Consider the following 20,318-nt stretch of genomic DNA (forward strand, 5'->3'; position numbering starts at 1 on the left):
GGGATGTCACCCGGCGCGGGCACGCCGCGTCCTCCACGCTTCGTCAGGGCCTCAACTCAGGCCGAGAGCCGAACCGGATCGGAGTCGGTTTACGATCCCGACTGCACCAAGCGAGCTGTCATGGAAGCATGCGCCGCCGCAGAACGACCACCCGGAGCACCGATCAGTCCAGTGACAAGCTCCCGGAGTTCAGCCAACTCGTAAGGTTTCCGCAGCACGCCATCAAAGCCGTGTTCCGTCGGCGCAGACATCACCGGGTCCACCGAGTAGCCACTGGAGGCCACGGCTTTGACCTCGGGATCAAGTGTGCGCAAAATTGCCACCGTTTCCAATCCCCCCATGCCCATCGGCACAGTCAGGTCGAGCAACACCAGATCCGGCGTCTCGCCCCGCGCCTGTGCGGCTTTGAAAAACTCCACGCATTGGTCGCCGTGAAAGGTCAGCTCCACGTGGTAACCCAATCGCTCCAGGATCAACCCCAACACGCGATTCACCACCACTTCATCGTCCATCACCAACACCCGCAAAACTCGGGTGGGCGCCTCCGACTCCGCGAACGCGGGTGAAGCCTCCGAATCCCGCGCAAGCGCCCGCGGCGGACAATCGCCGCACCCGGTCTCTTGCCGAGCGGCCCGCGGCGGAACGTCTTTGGCGGCGGCCGCCGGCACCGACTGATCTGACCCGGCATCGCCGGACGACTCAAACGGCAGCGAGATTTCAAATATCACGCCATGTCCGTCCGGCACACTCGATGCCCTCAGGTTACCTCCGTGTCGCCGCACGACCGAGAACGCCAGCGCCAGCGCGAACCGTCCTTCGCCGTAAAACGATTCCGCATAGGGATCAAACAGTTGCGCGACCTGGTCAGGTTCGAGAATCGAAACGTTATCGCGCAGCTCGATCTTCAACATGGCGACCGTCCCCCGGCCTCGCGTCATCGTCAGGTGGATCCGCCCGTCCGGACGCGGTTTTTCATTAAAATATTCCACCAAGGTGCGCACCGCTCCTCCCAGCTGACCCGGGTCCACTGCACAGCGGCATGCGACCCGGGGTGCATCGACCACCAGCTGCCATGTCGATGGCATCGCGTCTCGCACGGTTTGCTCCACCCAGGTTTTCATTTCCACCGGCTGGCATACCGGCGCACCGCCGCCCGCCAGGGTCACCAGCTGCTTGGTCAGGTCCGTCGCGCGGCGCACCGCTTCGTCGGTGTCGTGCACACTGTCCCCCACCAAGGCCATGACCTGCGGTTCGGTTTTGATCAGCGCTAAATTCCCCACGATCCCGGTCAGCAGGTTATTGAAATCGTGCGCGATGCCTCCGGCGAGCGAACCGACGGCGCGCACCCGACGATCACGTTCCAACTGGGCCTCCAACTTCCCTTGTTTTTCAATCTGCCGACGGATCTCATCCGTCTGGGCCTTCACCTGACGCCGCAGCAATACGACCACGATCGCGCCGACCACGGCACCAAGGGACAGGATGCCCACGATCATCATCGCCCGGTAACCCGTCAACCAGGCTGCCTTTTGCACCACCGTGACGTCGTCCGAGGTGCGCACCTGCAATTCAAACCCATTCAGCCGAAAGGCTTCATCATAAAGCGAATGGTAGATGCCCCGCAGTCGCAGCAAGCTGCCCGTTTCGGGAATCCGACTCCCAGCGACGTGCGGCGGCAATTGCCAGGTCGCATCAAAGACGGTGCTGCCCCGCTCCAGCGTCAACCGCACGTGGTTGCTCTCGACGACTTTGCTCAGCAAACGCCCTTGCGTCTCCACCAGGCGCAGATCCAAAGACGGCTCGATCTCCCGCGCCTCATCCAACCTGATCGGAGGCGGCACCACGCCGGCGGACAGTTCATGGATCACCACATCGCGCAACACCGTGTGAGCCCCGTCCCGGCCGAGAATACCCACCGCCTCGATGCGGCTGCCCGGCACGACGGGCACGGGATCACGCACAAAAAGTTGCACTCCCGAGGCGCCGTCCTGCGCGATCACGGTGCCGGTCCCGATGGTATGAACCACCGTGGCTTCCACTTTCACCCGCAACATGTCCTCGAGGATCGACAGACGATCCAGACTCGCCACCGACCGTAGTGGAATATCGACTACATCGATCGGAGCCTCCTCCTCGATCAGGATGTCGTGAATGAACGGCACTCGCAACCGCACGGAAACCACTTCGCCCAACGGCCCGCGCAGCGTTTCGGAAACGCCTCGCAACCGCAGCAATGATCCATGGTTCGCCACGAAGTTCACCGGCGAGTTCAACAACGCCTCGAATTCCCCCGTCGGCGAGGTCATCAAGACGCGCCGCCAGTCACCATCGGAGACGGTTTCATGGATGAATCCCCGCATTTCCACCCATTGCGCCTCCGCGCCGCCCGAACGCGCTTTCTCCACCGTCAAGGGAACCGGCGTCGGCCGGGATTGCGTGCCCATCACCAGCATCGAATCCATGGTAATCTCAGGCCCCGCCGCGCCGGCGGCCGTGCGGCCGGTGATCTCCAATTGTTGGTAGAAATTCGGGGCCGAAAACCGGGTCCGATCAAACTTCACCCGCACCCCACCACTCAGGTCGGCCAGATAGAAAAAATCCACCGCCGGATTGGACCACACCACCGTGCCCTGCAGTTGCATCGATTGCCCCAACGCCGCTTCGCGCTGGGTCAGTTCCCGCACTTGTTCGATTCGATTTCCCGATCGACGCAGTTCCGCCCGGATTACGGCGGCCTCCTCGGCGGAGGCCACACGAATGAGCGCGTCGTCGATGACCCAACGCTCCCCCGCTAGCTGCAATCGTCCCACGACGTCCACCAAGGCCCCGCGCGGGATCACCTGATTCTGAATCGAATTCACCCCGATATCACCCGTAACATCGCGCAGCAGAATGCCCTGTCCCACCCGTCGCTCCTCCACCACACCACGCAGGTGCAGCAGTTCCCCGGGCTTATGCCGGTTGACCTGGCCCGCCGGCGTTAGCGTTTGGTCAAACCGCGCATCAGTGGCGATGGAGCCAATCGTTTCAATGTCGGCGGGATTCGAAATCCAAATTTCGACGCTGGATTGACTGCTCGTCGGGTCGACGCGCGCGGAGCAAACGCCGACCACCGTGACGAAGCGGCCAACCAAGTCCGGTAGGTGCAACGGGTCCCGCGGGCGCACCCATCCCACCACCGGCCGGTTTTCCACGATGAGATTCAACCGCAGATGTTCATGATCGACCAACTGCATACTGTCGACGTAGGCGTCCAACCGCACCGTGCGACGATCAAAGTGGATCACCTCCCCCAACTTGCCATTGATATCCAGCGGCGTGATCGGCACCTGCTCGGCACGCACCGTGACCGCAGTTCTCGACGCTTGCAGCCCGTCGTTTGGCACGAATGTGCCCTCCAACACAAAATGCTGACCGGCCGCGAGGTGCGGCGCGGACTGCGACAATTTGGCAAAGTAACCCACATCGTCGTGCTCGAACCAAAAATTTCCCCAGGCCTCGTCGAAAAAACCCACCCGGCCTTCGATCCGCAGCGGATGCGCCCGGGCCCGCTCTTCCGCCGACATGTTCCAAATCGCATCGATCGTCGTGATGGTCTCCGGTGAAGACGCCACGAGAGCCGGAACCTCTTGTCCTGGAACGCTTCCCTTCGCCAAAAGCATCAGCGCGACCACGAAAAACCTGCAACCGTATCCGATCATGGCCTACCCTCGGCCGCCGCCCGCGCCCCGATCATTAAATTAAGTTTCCCGGATTCCATAAGAACCGTTCATCAACGGCACCGGACGGCGAAAACTTGAGCCCGATTTCCGCCGCCGATCCAAATTATCCGCCCCCGACAAAAGCGCGGCGTATTTCCCAAACACACCCTACCCCGCCCACGCGAAGCCGAACCGCCTTGCCTCACTCTCGCCGCCGCCATGGGCTGATCGCATGTCAAATTCCTCGCGCGCCGATGGCCGCACGCCCAACCAACTTCGCCCCATTTCCTTCGAGGCCAACATCGCGCCCCACGCCACCGGCTCCGTCCTGGTCTCGTTTGGCCATACCCGCGTGATCTGCGGCGCGACCATCGAGGCTCGCGTGCCGGGCTGGATGCGTGCCCAAAACGTTTCCGGCGGCTGGCTCACGGCCGAGTATTCCATGCTGCCCTACAGCACCCACGATCGCAAACAACGCGACAGCTCCCGCGGTAAACTCGACGGGCGCTCCGTCGAGATTCAACGCCTCATCGGTCGTTCATTGCGCGCCGTGATCGATCTGCAAAAACTCGGCCAGCACACGCTCTGGCTCGACTGCGACGTGCTCCAGGCCGACGGCGGCACCCGCACCGCCTCCATCACCGGTGCCTACATCGCCGCCCGCCTCGCCGTGCAAACGCTGCTCGACAGCGGCAAACTTAAGGAAAACCCCATCAAGGATTCCATCGGCGCGGTCAGCGTCGGCATCGTCGACGGTGTGGCCCTCCTGGACCTGCCCTACACCGAGGACCGTGACGCCGAAGTCGACGCCAACATCGTCATGACCGGCGGCGGCCAGTTCGTGGAAGTGCAAAGTAGCGGCGAGGAATCCACCTTCTCGCCCGACCAACTCACGGCCATGCTCGGCCTCGCCACCGGCGGGCTCAAAGAAATCGCGGCCCTGCAGACCGCGTTCCTCACCAAACAACTACTCGGTAACATCGGGTCGCTCGGATCGCTCGGCTCCTGATTCCTCTCCGTTCCGCCAAACTCCACCTCCCGCTCCTAGCATGGAACCTGAAACCGCCCACGTCACACCCGTCGGGCATGAAGCCCGACCCACAACTCAGTTTCCCCCCATGAGGTGGGTCGGGCTTTACGCCCGACGTCCTGCGCTCCTGTCTTTTTGCCTCTTTTGTTGTGCCTTCGCCACCGCCGCCCCTGACTGGGTGGAGCGCAGCAACGCCGAGGCCCAGGACTTCGTCGAGGTCGTCGGCGCGTTCCAACCCGAGGCGCTGACCATGTTCGGTATCGAAGGTTTCGATACACAGGTGGCCGACCTGGGTCCCGACGCCGGCAACCGCTTCCGCGCCGCCGTCAGCAAAGTCCGCGACGACTACCAGTCCCGCCTGAACCGCGAAGAGAACCCGTTTGTGCGCGAAGACTTGGCCATACTGATTGCCTCCGCCGATGACGAGATCGACCAAAGCCTCGTCCAAGAGCAATACCTGCTGCCGTTCACCGACGCCGGACGGCGGATTTACAGCGGCGTATTCGGCCTGCTCAAACCCGATGCCGCACCCGAACGTCGCGTCCTCGCCCTCGAACGGCTCAACCGCTACGTCGGTCTCGCTCCCAACACCACCGCCATCACCACGCTCGCGCAGCACCGCTACACCGAAGCCGCTGCCACCGATCCGTCGCGGCTCGCTCCGTTTGTCGACGAGGTGGAACGCATGCTGGCCAACACGCCGCGTTTCATCGCGGGCATTCGCCAGATGTTCGATGCGCCCGACTTCGATGCCGCCGCCGTCGCTCCCGCCCTTGACCGCATGGAAGAGATTCTGACCGCCTACGATGCGTGGGTGCGCGAGACCGTGCTGCCGCAGGCGCGCACGGACTACCGCCTGCCCGCGCCGGTTTACGCTCAGGCTTTGCGCGGATTCGGTCTCGATATTCCGCCGGAAACGCTCATCCAACGCGCCCAAACCTCCTCCGCGGAGATTCGTCAGGAAATGACGGCACTCGCCGTGTTGATCGCCGAGCAAAACGGCTGGGAAGACTCCAACTACCGCGCCGTCATCGCTCGCTTGAAAGAGGAGCAACTCACCGCCGACGAAGTGCTACCTTACTACGAGGACATCATCCGCCAGGTGGAGGACATCATTCGCCGTGAGCGCATCGTCACCCTACCCGATCGCGCCATGTCGATCCGTCTCGGCAGCGAGGCCGAAAACGCCGCCCAACCCGCTCCGCACATGCTCCCGCCTCCGCTCACCGGCGGCACCGGCGAGGAGCGCGGCACGTTCGTGCTCACTTCCGGCACGCCGCCCGCCGAGGGCGAGGAATCCGAAACCTTCGACGACTTCACCTTCGCCGCCGGCACCTGGACCCTCACCGCCCACGAAGGCCGCCCCGGCCACGAACTGCAGTTCGCCGCCATGGTCGAACGCGGCGTTTCCCTGGCCCGCAGTTTCTTCGCCTTCAACAGCGTCAACGTCGAGGGCTGGGCCCTTTATGCCGAAGCTGAGCTCAAACCCTACGAGCCGCTCGAGGGCCAGTTGATCGCCCTGCAACACCGGCTGCTCCGCGCCAGTCGCGCCTTTCTCGATCCCATGCTCAACCTCGGTCTCATCACCCGCGACGAGGCCGCTCGCGTGTTGCGCGAAGACGTGGGCCTCTCCTCCGCCATGGTGACGCAGGAGGTCGATCGCTACACCTTCCGCGCCCCCGGTCAGGCCACCTCATACTTCTACGGCTACCAACGCCTCATGGCGCTGCGCACGGCCACCGAGGTCACCCTCGGCGCGAAGTTCGATCGCATGGCATTCAACGATTTCATCATCGGCCAAGGGCTGCTCCCGCCGGAGCTCCTCGCCGCCGCCGTCCGCAACGAGTTCATTCCCTCGCAACAGTAAGGCGACGGCACCACACCGGGCCGGTCACTCGTTTGGCCGGCCTACTCGACGGGCAGACCCAATCTTTTCAACAGGTCGGCCGGGGGCGCAGGAAAGGCCGCCAGCGGCACGTTACCCAGATAGCCGATGTCCTTGAGTCCTTCCGGGGTGGTGAAAAAGCCCCCCGCTGTCAGATCGCGAAAACGGCGGAACGCACGTTGCAGTTGACGGAACTCGCGGTCGGAGGCACTCAGCGCGGACTCGGTCGCCGCGTCCATTTCCTCCATCTTCGCCAGCTTGTCGCACAACGTCGCCTGGGCATTGATCCGCAGGTCGGCAAAGGGACTGCCGTAACGTTTTTGCGCCAACCCATCGAGCTGTTCGAGTCCCTGGAGAATGAGCGCACGATCCCCGGCCTGCGCCGGATAGGGCGAACTGATCCACTCATCGATGAAGTCGTGCACCTTCAAATCGGCCGCACTTGGCGAGCGGTTGTCGGCGGGAATAATGAGTCCGCACAACACGGCGGCGGTGCGCCGTTGGTGGTCGTTGAACGTGAGCGGCCACAAGTCGCCGGGCGCGTAATCGCGCAGGAGATCCGGGTCGGTGCCATAACCGTCGCCCATGGGGGCGGTCACCACGCTCACGCCTGGTTCCGGGGCGGGTTGCGCTCGACTGCGGGGCAGCAACGCGGCACTGGCGGCGGCGGTGGCCATCCACTTGAGGGCGGTGCGACGATCGAGACGATCGGAGGAGGGAATGGAAGTGTTCATGAGAGGGGTGCGCTCAGATGTTGCCGCGGCTCAGTTCGCCGATCAGGTGGTCGGACGCCCGCCAGGCCAGCGCCATGAGCGAGAGAGTGGGATTCTTGTCGGCGTTGGACACAAACGGCGCGCCGTCGGTGAGGTAAAGATTGGGCACGTCCCACGTGCGGCTCCAGGCATCGACCACGGACTTCCGCCGGGTGGAGCCCATGATCGCGCCCCCCACTTCATGAATGATGTCGCCGCCGGGGTGAATGGCGTCGCGACCGTGGGCCGCGGGCTGCTCCCCCCAGACTTTGCCGCCACAGGCTTCGATCAATTGCTTGAACGTCTGCTGCATGTGGACCACCTGATTGAGCTCGTGGTCGGACCATTGCCAATGGAACCGCAAAACCGGGATGCCCCACTTGTCCTTCACCACGGGATCGAGCTCGCAGAAGGTGCCCTCGTTGGGGATCATCTCACCGCGACCGGAGAACGAGATGAACGAACCGTGGTAGCGGCGCACATCGTCCTTGAATTTGCGCCCCCAGGTGCCGCCGCCGTTGAGCGGCTCCAGCCCCGCGCCGACATCGAGCTTGGGCTGACCGCGGGCGGTATTGAACTCGATGTGGTAGCCGCGCGCGAAGTTGAGCTTGCCCGCCAGCTGTTGCTGATAGAGCCACCACGGGGCGTAAACGTGGGCGCCGCCGGCACCGTCCTCGTTGAGCGGGGGCAGGTTTTCGAGCAGCGGAATTTGTCCGCCCAGTTTCGCCCCCACCGTATCCATAAGATACTTACCGACCAATCCGGTCGAGTTGGCGATGCCGTCGGGAAAGACTACGGAACGCGAGTTGAGCATGATCCGCACGGTCTCGGCCGCGCCCGCCGCCAACACCACGGCGCGACCGCGCGCCTGCACTTCGTCGCCGGTGGTCTTGTCGATGAAAATGACGCCGGTGGCTTTGCCGTTTGAATCGGTGGTCACTTCCCGCGCCATCGCGTTGGGCACGATGTCGAGGTTGCCCGTGGCCAACGCGGGCGGCAGGTGCACGGTGGTGGACTGGTAGGTCGCCTTGATCGAGCAACCGCGACCGCAGGGCGTGGCCCAGAAACAAGCGGCGCGCGACTGCATGGACTCGCGGAGGATGCGTTGCGCCTTGGGATTGTTCGGATGCAGCTTGGCGGGAATGTTCTCCGCATCCTGCCGTTGGGTGAGCACGGCGCGGTGGGCGGCGACGATGGGCACGCCAATTTTTTGAGCCCGTTGTTGCACGAGCCGTTCGCCCACCCGCGGCGCCGGGGGCGGCAGCAGCACGCCGGGAGGCGAGTCGGGCGTGTTTTCCATCCCGTCGTTGTTGCCATAGACGCCGATCAACTGCTCGACCCGATCGTAATACGGCGCGAGATCGTCATAGTCGATCGGCCAATCGAAGCCCAGGCCGTCCCGGCTGCGCGGTTTGAAATCGTAGGGACCGTTGCGAAAAGACAGCCGTCCCCAGTGGTTGGTGCGTCCGCCCATCATGCGGGGCCGCCACCACTTGAACTGGTTTTCCCGTCCGGCGGAGGCCCGCACGTAGGGCTCGCCGGGCACGGTCCACCCGCCGTCGACGGTGGAATCGTAAAAACCAAACGGCTTGTCCGTGGTGCTCGCGCCGCGCAGGGGGGCCGAGGAGCCGACCTTGAACATCGGCGTTTCTGTCACCGGTTCATAACTACGGCCGGCCTCCAGCATGAGCACTTTGACGCCCTCCATCGTGAGGGTGTAGGCGGACTGTCCTCCCGCGGCGCCGGAGCCAACGACGATCACATCGTATTCGGGTTTGATTTGAGAGGCGGAAATAACGGGCATGGGCAAAGAAAAATTCGGGGAGTCGGGGACGGGGGAAAAGCGGAACGACGCGGGTGGCCCACGGTTTACCGGGAGCGCGAACGAACGGAAACGACTACTCAGTCGGTGATTTTCAACTGGATGTCCTTGTAGAACATCACGCTTCCGGGGTCGTGTCCCTGCAGGGCAAACGTGCCCGATCCAAGTTTACGGCCGGGCATGTTTTTGAGGGCGGTGGCGGGATCGAAGTCCCGGGGCTGGGTCCAATCCACGGTGGTTTCACCGTTCACTTTCAGAATGACGCGGTTGCCATCAACCTTGATGAAATAGTCGAACCACTCGCCGTCGGTGCTGGGCGCGCGGTCGCGCACGGTGTTGGCCAGACTGCCGGGCGGAATCTCCTCTCCGTCGGCCAGCGCGAGCACATTGACGACGCCGTAAAGGCTGCCCGTTTTCTTGGGATCGCGGTGCGTGCTGTTGACCTGGCACTCAAAACCCACCGTCGGCCAGCCGGTCGCCTGATACTGGGTGTGAAAATAAACGCCCCCGTTGGCCTGCGGCAGCGTCTTCACCTTGGCCTTGAGCTCAAAGTTACGGATGTCCGGAGCGCCGGTCTCTCCCACGTAAAAAAGGTGGGCGCGTCCGTCGCTCACTTTCAGAGTGCCGTTTTCCACGCTGAAGGAACCCGGCTTTTCCTCAGTGGGTTTCCAGCCCGTGAGATCACGGCCGTTGAAGATGGAGACAAAGCCATCGTCGGCCGCGACGGCGAACGACGCGACGGCGGTGAGGATGACCAACAGGGAGAGTTGCTTTTTCATGGCGTTATCGAGCGGTTAAATCGGGGTTCGGGAATGGCGGTCAAAAGGGGCTGCCGTCGGCGCGGGTGCCGCAATAGCTGACGGTGATGCCGAGTTCGTGCGCCAAGGCCGCACGGGCTTGCAGTGTCGCATCCGCCTCGTCGGCCGAATGGGCATAGGCCACCTGCACGTGGTTGGCCTGGTGGCGCGCCATCATTTGGTCACGACTCACACCGTAGGTCACCGCGTGCATGATCGGCCATTGGTAGGTGGTGGCCTGCCAACGCCGTTCGGTCTCCTCCGCCGGCAGTTCGACCACTTTGCCGCGGCCGATGTCGAGATTGAGCCGACCGTCCGTCACGTAGATGCGCGACCACACGATCTCGCCCGGCTTGGCCACGCCGCGCAGCGAGCCGCCACCGAGGCGGAAATACATGGGCGGTTGCCGATGCGAATCCGAGCCGGCCCAGCCTCCGACGTGATGCGCGGGCGGCGCGGAGCCCGAGATCAACCAAACCCACACGTAGTCGTCCACCGTGCCGGAGGCGTCCCGGTCGCCCCACCGGAGGTCGTGCAAGGTCGTCTCGACCGGTTGCTTCATGGCCCGGTGCACGCGGTTGATCAGCAGACCGTCCAGGCCCGCACACTCATCGACTTCGTTGAAATGCACGATCGCCTCACCTGCCCGAATGATGGAACCGTCGGCCCGCGCGACCGGTGGTCGATCATCGTTGTTGAGCGTGCCTTCCGCCAGGTCCGAGGCCGGCAGCAGATCCTTCAGGCCTTGCTGATACTGAATACCAATCGTTTCGCAGCCAAACTCATCAGCGATGCGCACCGCCGCGATGTAGAGTTTACACTGCTGCAACACCTGATCCTCGGTGAGCTCCGTGGCGGAATCGGTCCCGAAATGAAATGTCAGGCCTTTGGCCAGATACCACTCCAACACCGCGCGCGCCTCGGCCTCGGGGACCTCGGTCGTGGCATAGTAGAGCGCCGATTGCGAAAGCCGTTCCTTGAAGACGCCGCAGGGAAACAACAGCGCATCGGGAATGATCGCGTTGAACATGCCCATGCAGCCTTCGTCGAACACGCCCATGATCGACTTGTGCCGCCGCAGATCCGCCGCGATCACCGCCGCCACCCGCTGGGCCTCGGGCGGGAGACTCTCCGCCTCGAAGGGATGCACATGGGCAATCTCGTGACCGCACACCCCGGCACTCAGCCACGCACTTAACTTCTCCCGGAACATGTCGTCCTCAAACGACTCGCTCCACAACGTGGAGTAACGCACCCCCGCCTTGGTCAGGGAACCATTGAGATTCAACATGCCCACCAATCCCGGTGCTTCGCCGCTCCAATTGGCCACCGTCAGAATCGGACCCCGGTGCGAAATCAATCCGGCCAGCACGTGATGCGAATACTGCCAAACCGACTCCGCCACGATCACCCGCGCCGTCGGTGGCAGATCGGCAAAAATCGCCATGCCCTGCTTTTGCGAGCTGATGAAACCGTGTCCAGCCGCCTTATCAAACGGATGCGCGCGCACGATCCGGGCGCCGAGCGACTCGACCACCTGGTGGAGTTTCTTTTCCATCGCCACCTGGCCCGGCCAGCAGGCCACATTCGCGCTGGGTCGCAGATCGCCATTGGCAACGAGGTAAACGAGGGAGGGAGAATCGGAGGTGCTCATGATGGATAAATTCAGTTCAGGTTCATCAGACGCCGGTAGGCGCGAAAGTCGGCGTGCTGCCGGTGGAATACTTTGTATTTGTTATCGTGATACTTTGCGACGCGACCGCGCCGGGGGCGGATCACTTCGCCCGCCGCGTTGAGCGCGCTCATGGCCGCCATGACCGTGCCATGGTGGCCGGCCGCGACGGCTCCCAGCACGGCGGCACCGGCCAACACGGCCTCGGATTCACGCGGCAAGACGAGCGTGCAGCCGGTGATGTCGGCGTGCTCCCGCAGAAAGACCGGGTTCTTGGTGCCACCGCCGCAGACCATGAGCGTGTTGATGGCATAGCCCCGCGCGTTCATCGTTTCAATGATGTGGCGCGTGCCGTGCGCCACCGCCTGGATCGTGGCCAGATACAGTCGGGCCAGATCCTCGAGCGTGGCGGAGAGCGTCAGCCCTGCGATACTACCGCGCAAACTGGCGTCAGCTCGCGGGGAACGGTTGCCGTGAAAGTCCGGCTGCACGTGCAGATCGCGCGTGAGCTCCGCCGGATGAGAAACCCCTTCCGCCGTCGCCATGTCGTCCAGTCGGGCATTGAGCAATTGGTAGGGCGTCTGCCCGGCGCGCTTCGCGGCCGTCTTCAGTTTGCCCGCCGCGCCGTGGGTAAAAATGACATGATCAATCAGCGCGCCGGTGGCCGATTGTCCGCCCTCGGTCAGCCAGAAATCCGGCACCATGGCCGATAGATACGGTCCCCAGACCCCGCGGATGAAGCGCGGCTCGGGCGATACCGCCATGTGACAACTCGACGTGCCGCCAATCAACGCGAGGCGTCGATTGAGACCGGCTGCCGTGATCGCCTTGGCTCCCGTGCGGGCGCCGAGCATGCCGAGCCCACCGGCGTGCGCATCAATGATGGCGACAGCGACCGGCGTGCCGACGGCGAGTCCGAGTTCCCGGGCTGCTTGCGTCGTGAGCCCATCGCCCAGCGGCTCGCCCATTGGGCGGATGCGTTGACCGATACGCGCAAAGTTTTCCTCCACCAGGTCGTCCAGTCCAATGCCCTTAAAGAAGGGACGATCCCACCCTTCCCCCTCGCTGCCCCGGTGTCCGAGATAAGTCCATTTGCACACCGTCGTGCACAGCGAGCGCGTGTCATCCCCCGTGGCGCGGTAGGTGAGGAAATCCGGCAGATCCAAAAATCGCGCCGTGCGTTGCCAGGTGTCCGGCAGGTTTTCTTTCAACCAACACAGCTTGGGCGTCTGCATTTCCGGCGACACCGCCCCGCCGACATAACGCAGCACGGTCGACGAACGGGCGTTGATGCGATCGGCCTGCGGCATCGCGCGGTGGTCCATCCACACGATCACATTTTGCGCGTCGCGTCCCGTCGTGCTCACGGAAACGGGTCGGTCATCGGCATCGAGTGCCACCAACGAACACGTCGCATCAAATCCGATACCCGCGATGGCCTGGGCTTTGACACCGGAAAGGCTCAGCGCCTGCCGCACCGCTTTGCCGCAGGCCCGCCAGATGTCTTCGGAGGACTGCTCCACGTGATCGGCAGTCGGCTTCCACATCGCGATCGCCTGACTGGCAGTCGCCACCGTGCGTCCCGTCGCGTCAAAGATACCCGCCCGCGCACTACCCGTGCCGACGTCGATGCCCAAGTAATAGGTGTCACTTTTCATAACCTCAACTCACATGCTGTTCGCGTTGGATTCGCCTCCTGCGGCGACCACAAAAATCTGTTGAAACCCATCGACCACCCGCGTGAACGCGATGGTGCGACCATCGGGCGAAAACACACACGCCTCCGCCGATGGCACCCGATCCCCGGCCGCGCGCTCCGTGAGTCGGCGCGTGCCGCCGGAGGCGACGTCGGTGACGCACACGCTGCCGTCCATTACGTGCGCGATGCGGCGACCGTCGGGGCTCCACGTGAAGGCCGACGCCACGCCCTGCGAATTGCGCGTCACCTGCCGGGGTGCACCGCCGCGCGGCGACACCGTCCAGAGTTGAGCCTCGCCCGCGTCGTCCCGCATGAGAAATGCAATCGCGGCACCATCCGGCGATACGCGCAGCCAGTGCCGTGGCACGGCCGCCACGCCCCGATGCCGTCGCTCGCTGGTGAAGGTGAGGCGGCGTTGGCTGACACCGCGTGGCGGCGCGGGCCGCGTGGTCGCGCTACCCTGCAGCGGGGCCGCCCCCGCCCGGGTGAGCTCTGCGGGCAAATCAACGATGAAGACTTCGGCGTGGGTTTGGCCGTCGGCCGCCGTGACCAAGCCTTGAAAGGCAAGCGCCCGCGCCTGGCGTTGACCGTCGGCCCGTTCATACCCGTCGTGCCCGACCCAACCTTCCTCGAAGGCCTTGCTGATCTCGTCCGAACCGGGTTGGGGCTCCGCGACGGTGCGCGTCACCACGACCGAAAACCAATCGCCGTCGTGGTTGCGCGGATGGGATGCAGGCACGCGCACCGGACCGGCGGGCACCGCGACGCCCACATTGCGCTGATTCGGTTCGTGCGCCGGTGAGTCCGGAGCGGCATCGAGCTGCGCCAACACGTCGTCTTCGTAGGTAAAACTCACCCATTGTCCGTCCGGGCTGAATACATGCACATGCGAACCACCGCGCAGCGCGCCCGCCACGAATGGCGGCGCGTAGGTCATGGCGTCGAGGGACCGCGAGACCCCGGGGCGATCCACCTCGACCAGCGCACCACGTCGGCGGGAGAACCCGTAGCTCCAATCGGCGGTCGGCTGCTCCGGGCCGTGAATGAACACGACCCGCTCCGCCGTGGGACTGTAAGTCACCACGCCGCAGTGCGCCCCCTGCCGGGACGTGTAAAGGCGTTGCACCTCACCCGTCGTCAGCCGCACGCGTTCAATGAAAACGCCGTCGAAACCGTCGGTGCGCGTGTCGTAAACAAGCCACGCGCCATCGGGCGACCAGACATTGACGTTGGTCAACACGTGCCCTTGGGCCGCGTGCGTAAGTTGTCGCTCCACGTGGAAAGGGGGGTTCGCCGCCGCGATCGCCGCGCTCATGGCCAGGGGTAAAACCAGTGCGCCGCGCCGGTTCATGAATCGAACTTCCGCGGGTCGAGCACCACGTGGCGGACCTTTTCGCGACGCCAGGTGTAGGTGATGTGAACGAGACCATCGCTCGTTTGGATCACGGCGGGATAGGAGTAGCCGTGCTTGGCGTCATCGGTTTCAAGCACCGCAACATCGTGCCACGCGACACCGTCGTCGGAAATGGCCACGTTGAGCGGCGAGCGCGGACCGCCCCAACCGTTGGCCAGACGCGTGGTCGGATTGTAAACCAACAACTGTCGACCATCGGCCAAGGTCACCGCGTCGGTGCCCGAGTTGGGATTCGGCAGCTCCGTTGCGGTCATCGCGCTCCACGTGCGACCCTGGTCGGCCGACCAACTCGTGGTCACGACACTTTCCTTGCTGCGGCAGAGGACCTGCAATCGACCGTCTTCGTGAAACAAAACACTGGGCTGGATGGCGTTGAACTCATCCTGCGTATTGATCGGGCCGACGATGGTCCACGTGCGTCCGAGGTCGCGGGTGAGCTCGAGGTGCACCGTCCATCCCGTCTCCTCGCTTTCGGCGCTCGAGGGACAAACTATGGTGCCGTCGGCCAGTTGCACCGGCTTGTTCTTGATCGGTCCCAACACGCCCTCCGGCAAACGTTGCGGGGTGGACCAGTTGCGGCCGTCGTCGGTCGAGGTCATGAGCATGCCCCACCAGTCCCGGGGATTCGGTCCAGCCTTGTAGAACAACATGAGCGGACCGCGGCGCGGTTGAAAAAGCACGGGGTTCCACGTCGGATGCCGCGCGGCCGTGCCGTCCGTCTTATAATACTGAATACCATCGGCCACCTCGACCGGCGGGGTCCAACCCTTGGCCTCGTGGCGCGACAACCAGATGCCGACATCCCGGTTCTTTTCGTGCGTGCCCCCGAAGAACGCGGCCAGCACCGTTCCGCGCGTGGTCTCCACGATGGTGGAGGCGTGGCACTGGGGAAATGGCGCCTCGTCGTAAATGAAGCCCGCCTCGACCACCGGTGAAGCGGCTTCGACCCGGCCGGTCACCCATAGGCAACCCAGCAGCAGACCACGGCAAAAACGGGAAGAGAAGAAAGTCGATTTCATGAAGCGTTCGAGGATTTACCCCGCGGCAGGAAGGTGGTCGCCAGCAGACCGGTCAGCAGCAGCGCCGCCGTGCCGAATACGATGGTGAGAAAACTGTGGAAGGGGCTCGCAAACGCGGCGAGCGCCCCGCCCCACTTGGGCGACAAGCTCATCCACATGATGACCAACACGCCCACCGCAACGGCGATGAGAGCCGAGGCCTTGCCGTCCGCACGGGAGAGAAACCCGAGTAGAAACAACCCGAGCATACCGCCGCCGAAAATGCCGGCCAGCGTCCACCACGCGTCGAGCGCGCTGCGCACGTTGATCATGGCGAATGCGATGATGGTGCCGAGCACACCCGATACGACCGTGGCGAAATGGAGCACCTTCATCTTCGACCGTTCGTCGGCCTGGGGCCGGGTGAAACGCAGGTAGTAATCGTTGAGAACGATGGTCGCGGTCGAGTTGAGGCTGCTCGAGATCGTGCTCATCGCGGCGGCAAAAATCGATGCCACCAGCAAACCGGTCAGACCCGACGGCAACTCCGAAACAATGAACCACGGAAACACCGAGTCACTGCGGGCCGGGTCCTGATAGACCTCGGGCAGCGCCGCCGGATTGGTCGTGTAGTAAGCAAAGAGCGCCGTGCCGATGAAGAAGAACAAGGCCGACAACGGCACGTAGAGCAGACTGCCCAGCCACACGCTCTTGCGCGCCTCGGCGTCACTTCGGGAGGTGTGGTAGCGCTGCACGTAGTTTTGATCGACGCCGAAGTTCTGCAGGTTGATGACCAGACCGTAGACCAGCACCACCCAGAACGTCGGGCCCATGAGACTCGGGCCAAAACTGCCGAGGCTGAACTTGCCGTGCTCCGCCGCCACCGTGAACACCTGACCGGGGCCTTCGGGCAAACCGAAGATCATCAACAATGCGCACACCACGGCCCCCAGCATGAGCACGATCGTCTGGATCGCATCGGTCCAGATCACGCCGACGATGCCTCCCACAAACGTGTAGAGCGTCGTCACCACCCCCGTGACCAGAATGATCATGCGGATGTCCCACCCCAGCAGCACATGCATGGGCAGCGCCGTGAGATAGGTCACGACACCAATGCGCGCGACCTGCGTGAGCAGATAACAGGCACTGGCGTAAATGCGGGCCCATTTGCCGAAGCGCGCCTCCAGGTGTGAATAAGCCGAGACCGTGCCGCTGTTGCGGTAAAACGGCAGGAAATACTTCACCCCGATCCACGCAGCCAACGGAATCGATAAACTGAATACAAACGAGTTCCAGTTCCCCGCGAAGGCCTTGCCGGGCAGCGCCAGAAAACTGATGCTGCTCACGTAGGTGCCCAGAATGGACAACCCCGTCACCCACCCCGGCAGACTGCCGCTCGCCGCGGTGAATCCCTCCACCGAACGACTTTTTTTCCAGAAGGAAAACCCGACGGCGAGCGTGGCGATGAAATATCCAACCAGGACCACGAGGTCCAGCGAAGTGAAGTGACTTTGGGGCATGAAATGAGCGGGGTCGGGCGTCGATCAGGAGGTGGACGGAGCGGCCGCGGCACCGAGCGGGAGTTCCCACTCGGCGAAGAGCCGGCTGAGTTCGTCGACGATCTCTCCATAGAGTCGCTGCGAGCCGGAAGAGACAACCGCTTTGGGCGCCCCGGGATGCAATCCCCTCGCCTCCAGACCGGCCGCGACGTTGAGCGGGAACGTGAGGCGGTCCAACACCGCGCCCACTTCGGCCAGCCGGTCAAACGCCGGTTGAATGTCGCCCGCCTTGTCCGTCCGGCTCACCTCGTAAAGGTGCACCATGAGTTCCGGCACGATGTTGACCAAACCGCCGATGCAACCCGTGGCGCCGAGGCCGAACACCTCGGGCAACCGCGTGTCCGCGCCGGAGAACACCACGAAGTCTTTTTCGCGCCCCAGTTGGATCAACTCGCGGTGGTAGGCGAATTCGCCGCCACTTTGCTTGATGCCCACCATGTTGGCCTGCTCGGCGAAGGCCGCGACCGTTTCGAGCCCGATGCGCGTCCCGGTGAGTTCGGGGAAGTTGTAGAGAAACGTCGGCAATCCCGAGGACTCCGCCGCGTGGAGGAAGTGGGCCAGCAGATCGTCCTGCGACGACGGGAAGAATCCCGGCGGCATGATCGTGATCGCGGGCAGACCGATCTCGCGGGCAAAGCGACCAAGCTCGGCCACCACCTGGGGGCGAATGTCGCTCACATTGGCGATAACCGGCAGCGGATCGGCGAGCTCCGCCACCAGAGCCAGAGCCTGCTTGCGCTGCTCCAGATCAAAATGAGGGAACTCGCCGGTGCTACCCAACGCCAGCACGCCATGCACGCCGTGCTGGCGCAGAAAGGAAAGGTTCTCCGCCAACTCGGCTTGGAGAAGTTGACCCGACGCGTCGGTCGGCAGCCAAAGGGCGGCGAAAACCCCTTGGGTCGGCGCGGGTGAAAGGGAGGGAGCGCGAGGCGCTGAAGCTGAATCTATCTTCATGGTTGGAGAGAAAGGGAGTAAAAGTGGCCGTCTTCGGCACCGATGACCAAAACCTCACGGTCCCCCCAGTGCGCCACCGTCGGCGTGGTGGAATGGGCTGCGAGCCGGGTCGTGCTGACCGGTCCATCGTCTTGAAAACTCCAGAGTCCCGCGGCATCACGACCGAGCCCGCGCAGGACGTTGATGTTGGTATCGCTGTTCACGAGCAGATCGAGCTGCCCGTCACGGTCCCAATCAAAGAAGGTGAAGGTGCGACGGCCGCTGCCGCCCGCGTCCCGGGAGTTCAGTCGCAACAAACCGGATACCTCGTTCACGGGCCGTCCCTTGCTGTCAAACTCGGACACCCCTTCCCCGCGGAAGATGCGCTGCGGGGCTTGCAAAACCAAAGCGCCGTCCGGCGTGCGGCTCCGCTCAAAGAAGGCGAGGTAGCCATCCGGGTCCAACATGACCAAGTCCAGCAATCCGTCCTGATTCCAATCGATGAGCTGGGGCGTCGTGCGCCATTGCGTTACGAGCGCACCGGGCTCCGGCGTCCACCAGACCCAGCTCGGTTTCGGGGTCTCGCCGGACCAAGCGACTTTGATCGGTTCCGCGGCGGCGAGACGCGGCGCCGTGACGGTGCCGACGTTGCGATACAACAAAATTTTGCCCCAAATGCCATTGGTCACGACGTCGAGCAGGCCGTCGCCGTCCCAATCGCCCACGCTCGGGTTGGTGTAACCCCACTTGGCTTCGGCCGGTCCTTGAATCGAACCGTTGGGACCCGCCATTTCGCGCAGGACTTCATCGCCGGCCGCCAGGTAAACCGGCGCCGCCCAGCGTGGCGTGTCACCGCCGAGATTCTTGATGAACCCGATGTGACCGGCGGTGTCGCCGACGATCAAGTCCTCTAGTCCATCCCCGTCCCAATCGACGCTCACCGGCGCCGAAAGCGCGCCAAATTTCAGCGCGTCGGCCCGTTGGCGGAAATACCGGGGAGTCAGGAATTGCGGCACACCATCGACCAACGCTCCGGTGCCTTCGATGAACGCAACCCGACCGTCCTCGTCGCCGACCACCAGATCGAGCACCCCGTCACCGTTGAAGTCCACCGCCACGGGGGTGATCATGCACAGTTCCATTTTCAGGGGCTTGCCGCCGACCATGAGTTCCCGACCTGCCGCGTAGCGCGGCGTGGTGCGCGTTCCCACATTTTCGAAATAGGTGAAACCATCGACGAATTCACCGCACAGGATATCGAGGTCACCATCCTGGTCGAAGTCCTCGAAACTGGGCGACGGCATGCCATACACGTCGAGGGGATTTCCCTCGATGGTGGTGAGTTTGGACGGTTCGCCGTAAACGGGGTCGGCCGTCGTGCCGGTGTTTTCCAACAGATAAACGTAGCCGTGAAGCGGTCCATTGGTCCACGTGCCGTCCTGATCCCAGGCATCGTCCCAACCGTAATCGCCCCAGAAGCCGATACCCACGGCCAGATCGAGGTCTCCATCGCCATCGTGATCGACGAATTTCCACTGATTGGCGCGCACGTTGCCCTCCCCGATGTGAATCGCCGTGGGGTCGCCGAGGGTCACCGGATGCGCGAGACCCGAGTTACGAAAGTCGGGATAGTAGGCCCCCTTGGTGGTCACCATCGGTTGACCATCAATGTAGGAAACCTGCGGCGAAGGTCCTTTGCCGGCGGGGCCGATGTTGTCGCCCGGCCCGAAGAGCGGCAGGCGCGTGACCGGGTCATACTCGCCCGTATTCAGAAAAACATACACCCCGTTGGAGGGCGTGTCGGTGCAGGCCACGACGAGATCCATCAGGCCGTCTTCGTTCCAATCCATGGGCAGAGGCCACGCCCACAGGCCCACGCCCAGGTCGGTGATCAACCCGGGGTGATTGTAGGCGATCTGGGTAACCGCTCCCGCGGGAGCGGCCGGAGCGATCGAAGGCATTGATGCCAGCGCGGCCAGACCCGCGAGCATCGCGCCGGGAGCGCGCAGAATCGAAGCGAAGGAAAGGGATGTTTTCATAAAAGGGAGGGGAA

13 protein-coding genes are annotated in these 20,318 nt (G+C 63.6%); 2 read left to right on the forward strand and 11 right to left on the reverse strand.

Translation table 11 applies throughout. The features are described from left to right. Positions 1–89: 89 nt before the first annotated feature. Entirely contained in the window at positions 90–3,614 is a 3,525-nt protein-coding gene (locus PXH66_RS13710; RefSeq protein ID WP_330929232.1) for a response regulator, read from the reverse strand. A gap of 319 nt (positions 3,615–3,933) precedes the next feature. On the opposite strand from PXH66_RS13710, the gene rph reads away from it, so the two are divergent. Beyond that, positions 3,934–4,710 (forward strand): ribonuclease PH, encoded by a 777-nt coding sequence (gene rph, locus PXH66_RS13715; protein WP_330929231.1) that lies wholly within the window; start codon positions 3,934–3,936, stop codon positions 4,708–4,710. Between the two features lie 109 nt (positions 4,711–4,819). Further along, complete coding sequence (locus tag PXH66_RS13720; RefSeq protein ID WP_330929230.1) at positions 4,820–6,598, forward strand: DUF885 domain-containing protein; 1,779 nt, start codon at positions 4,820–4,822, stop codon at positions 6,596–6,598. A gap of 41 nt (positions 6,599–6,639) precedes the next feature. On the opposite strand, the gene PXH66_RS13725 is transcribed toward PXH66_RS13720, so the two are convergent. The 10 genes from PXH66_RS13725 to PXH66_RS13770 form a co-directional block, all read right to left on the reverse strand. After that, on the reverse strand, positions 6,640–7,350 hold the full coding sequence (locus PXH66_RS13725; protein ID WP_330929229.1) for a gluconate 2-dehydrogenase subunit 3 family protein: 711 nt from the start codon (positions 7,348–7,350) through the stop codon (positions 6,640–6,642). A gap of 13 nt (positions 7,351–7,363) precedes the next feature. Beyond that, positions 7,364–9,172 (reverse strand): GMC family oxidoreductase, encoded by a 1,809-nt coding sequence (locus PXH66_RS13730; RefSeq protein ID WP_330929228.1) that lies wholly within the window; start codon positions 9,170–9,172, stop codon positions 7,364–7,366. Positions 9,173–9,270: 98 nt separating this feature from the next. Next, entirely contained in the window at positions 9,271–9,969 is a 699-nt protein-coding gene (locus tag PXH66_RS13735) for a 3-keto-disaccharide hydrolase (protein WP_330929227.1), read from the reverse strand. A 40-nt stretch (positions 9,970–10,009) separates the two neighbouring features. Next, entirely contained in the window at positions 10,010–11,641 is a 1,632-nt protein-coding gene (locus PXH66_RS13740; protein WP_330929226.1) for a fucose isomerase, read from the reverse strand. A gap of 11 nt (positions 11,642–11,652) precedes the next feature. After that, a complete protein-coding gene (locus PXH66_RS13745; RefSeq protein WP_330929225.1) occupies positions 11,653–13,317 on the reverse strand; it encodes an FGGY-family carbohydrate kinase in 1,665 nt (554 codons plus the stop codon). Positions 13,318–13,326: 9 nt separating this feature from the next. Next, positions 13,327–14,673, reverse strand: a complete 1,347-nt coding sequence (locus PXH66_RS13750) for a DUF3748 domain-containing protein (RefSeq protein ID WP_330929224.1) — start codon at positions 14,671–14,673, stop codon at positions 13,327–13,329. A 32-nt stretch (positions 14,674–14,705) separates the two neighbouring features. Next, positions 14,706–15,791 carry a sialidase family protein gene (locus tag PXH66_RS13755; RefSeq protein ID WP_330929223.1) on the reverse strand — a complete coding sequence of 362 codons (1,086 nt, stop codon included), beginning with the start codon at positions 15,789–15,791 and terminating at the stop codon, positions 14,706–14,708. Next, positions 15,788–17,293 carry a sodium:solute symporter family protein gene (locus tag PXH66_RS13760; protein WP_330929222.1) on the reverse strand — a complete coding sequence of 502 codons (1,506 nt, stop codon included), beginning with the start codon at positions 17,291–17,293 and terminating at the stop codon, positions 15,788–15,790. Before PXH66_RS13760 ends, PXH66_RS13755 begins: the two co-directional genes overlap by 4 nt. 24 nt (positions 17,294–17,317) lie before the next feature. Further along, a complete protein-coding gene (locus PXH66_RS13765; protein WP_330929221.1) occupies positions 17,318–18,286 on the reverse strand; it encodes a dihydrodipicolinate synthase family protein in 969 nt (322 codons plus the stop codon). Beyond that, positions 18,283–20,304 (reverse strand): FG-GAP repeat domain-containing protein, encoded by a 2,022-nt coding sequence (locus PXH66_RS13770; RefSeq protein ID WP_330929220.1) that lies wholly within the window; start codon positions 20,302–20,304, stop codon positions 18,283–18,285. The genes PXH66_RS13765 and PXH66_RS13770 overlap by 4 nt, the downstream gene beginning before the upstream one ends. Positions 20,305–20,318 lie beyond the last annotated feature (14 nt).

This window comes from Synoicihabitans lomoniglobus (genome assembly GCF_029023725.1).
Lineage (GTDB): Bacteria > Verrucomicrobiota > Verrucomicrobiia > Opitutales > Opitutaceae > Actomonas > Actomonas lomonigloba.

What these genes read in the sequence shown, in the direction of transcription:
- rph (WP_330929231.1), top strand. Translation starts at nt 3,934, where the DNA reads ATGTCAAATTCCTCGCGCGCCGATGGCCGCACGCCCAACCAACTTCGC.
- PXH66_RS13720 (WP_330929230.1), top strand. Translation starts at nt 4,820, where the DNA reads ATGAGGTGGGTCGGGCTTTACGCCCGACGTCCTGCGCTCCTGTCTTTT.
- PXH66_RS13725 (WP_330929229.1), bottom strand. Translation starts at nt 7,350, where the DNA reads ATGAACACTTCCATTCCCTCCTCCGATCGTCTCGATCGTCGCACCGCC.
- PXH66_RS13730 (WP_330929228.1), bottom strand. Translation starts at nt 9,172, where the DNA reads ATGCCCGTTATTTCCGCCTCTCAAATCAAACCCGAATACGATGTGATC.
- PXH66_RS13735 (WP_330929227.1), bottom strand. Translation starts at nt 9,969, where the DNA reads ATGAAAAAGCAACTCTCCCTGTTGGTCATCCTCACCGCCGTCGCGTCG.
- PXH66_RS13740 (WP_330929226.1), bottom strand. Translation starts at nt 11,641, where the DNA reads ATGAGCACCTCCGATTCTCCCTCCCTCGTTTACCTCGTTGCCAATGGC.
- PXH66_RS13745 (WP_330929225.1), bottom strand. Translation starts at nt 13,317, where the DNA reads ATGAAAAGTGACACCTATTACTTGGGCATCGACGTCGGCACGGGTAGT.
- PXH66_RS13750 (WP_330929224.1), bottom strand. Translation starts at nt 14,673, where the DNA reads ATGAGCGCGGCGATCGCGGCGGCGAACCCCCCTTTCCACGTGGAGCGA.
- PXH66_RS13755 (WP_330929223.1), bottom strand. Translation starts at nt 15,791, where the DNA reads ATGAAATCGACTTTCTTCTCTTCCCGTTTTTGCCGTGGTCTGCTGCTG.
- PXH66_RS13760 (WP_330929222.1), bottom strand. Translation starts at nt 17,293, where the DNA reads ATGCCCCAAAGTCACTTCACTTCGCTGGACCTCGTGGTCCTGGTTGGA.
- PXH66_RS13765 (WP_330929221.1), bottom strand. Translation starts at nt 18,286, where the DNA reads ATGAAGATAGATTCAGCTTCAGCGCCTCGCGCTCCCTCCCTTTCACCC.
- PXH66_RS13770 (WP_330929220.1), bottom strand. Translation starts at nt 20,304, where the DNA reads ATGAAAACATCCCTTTCCTTCGCTTCGATTCTGCGCGCTCCCGGCGCG.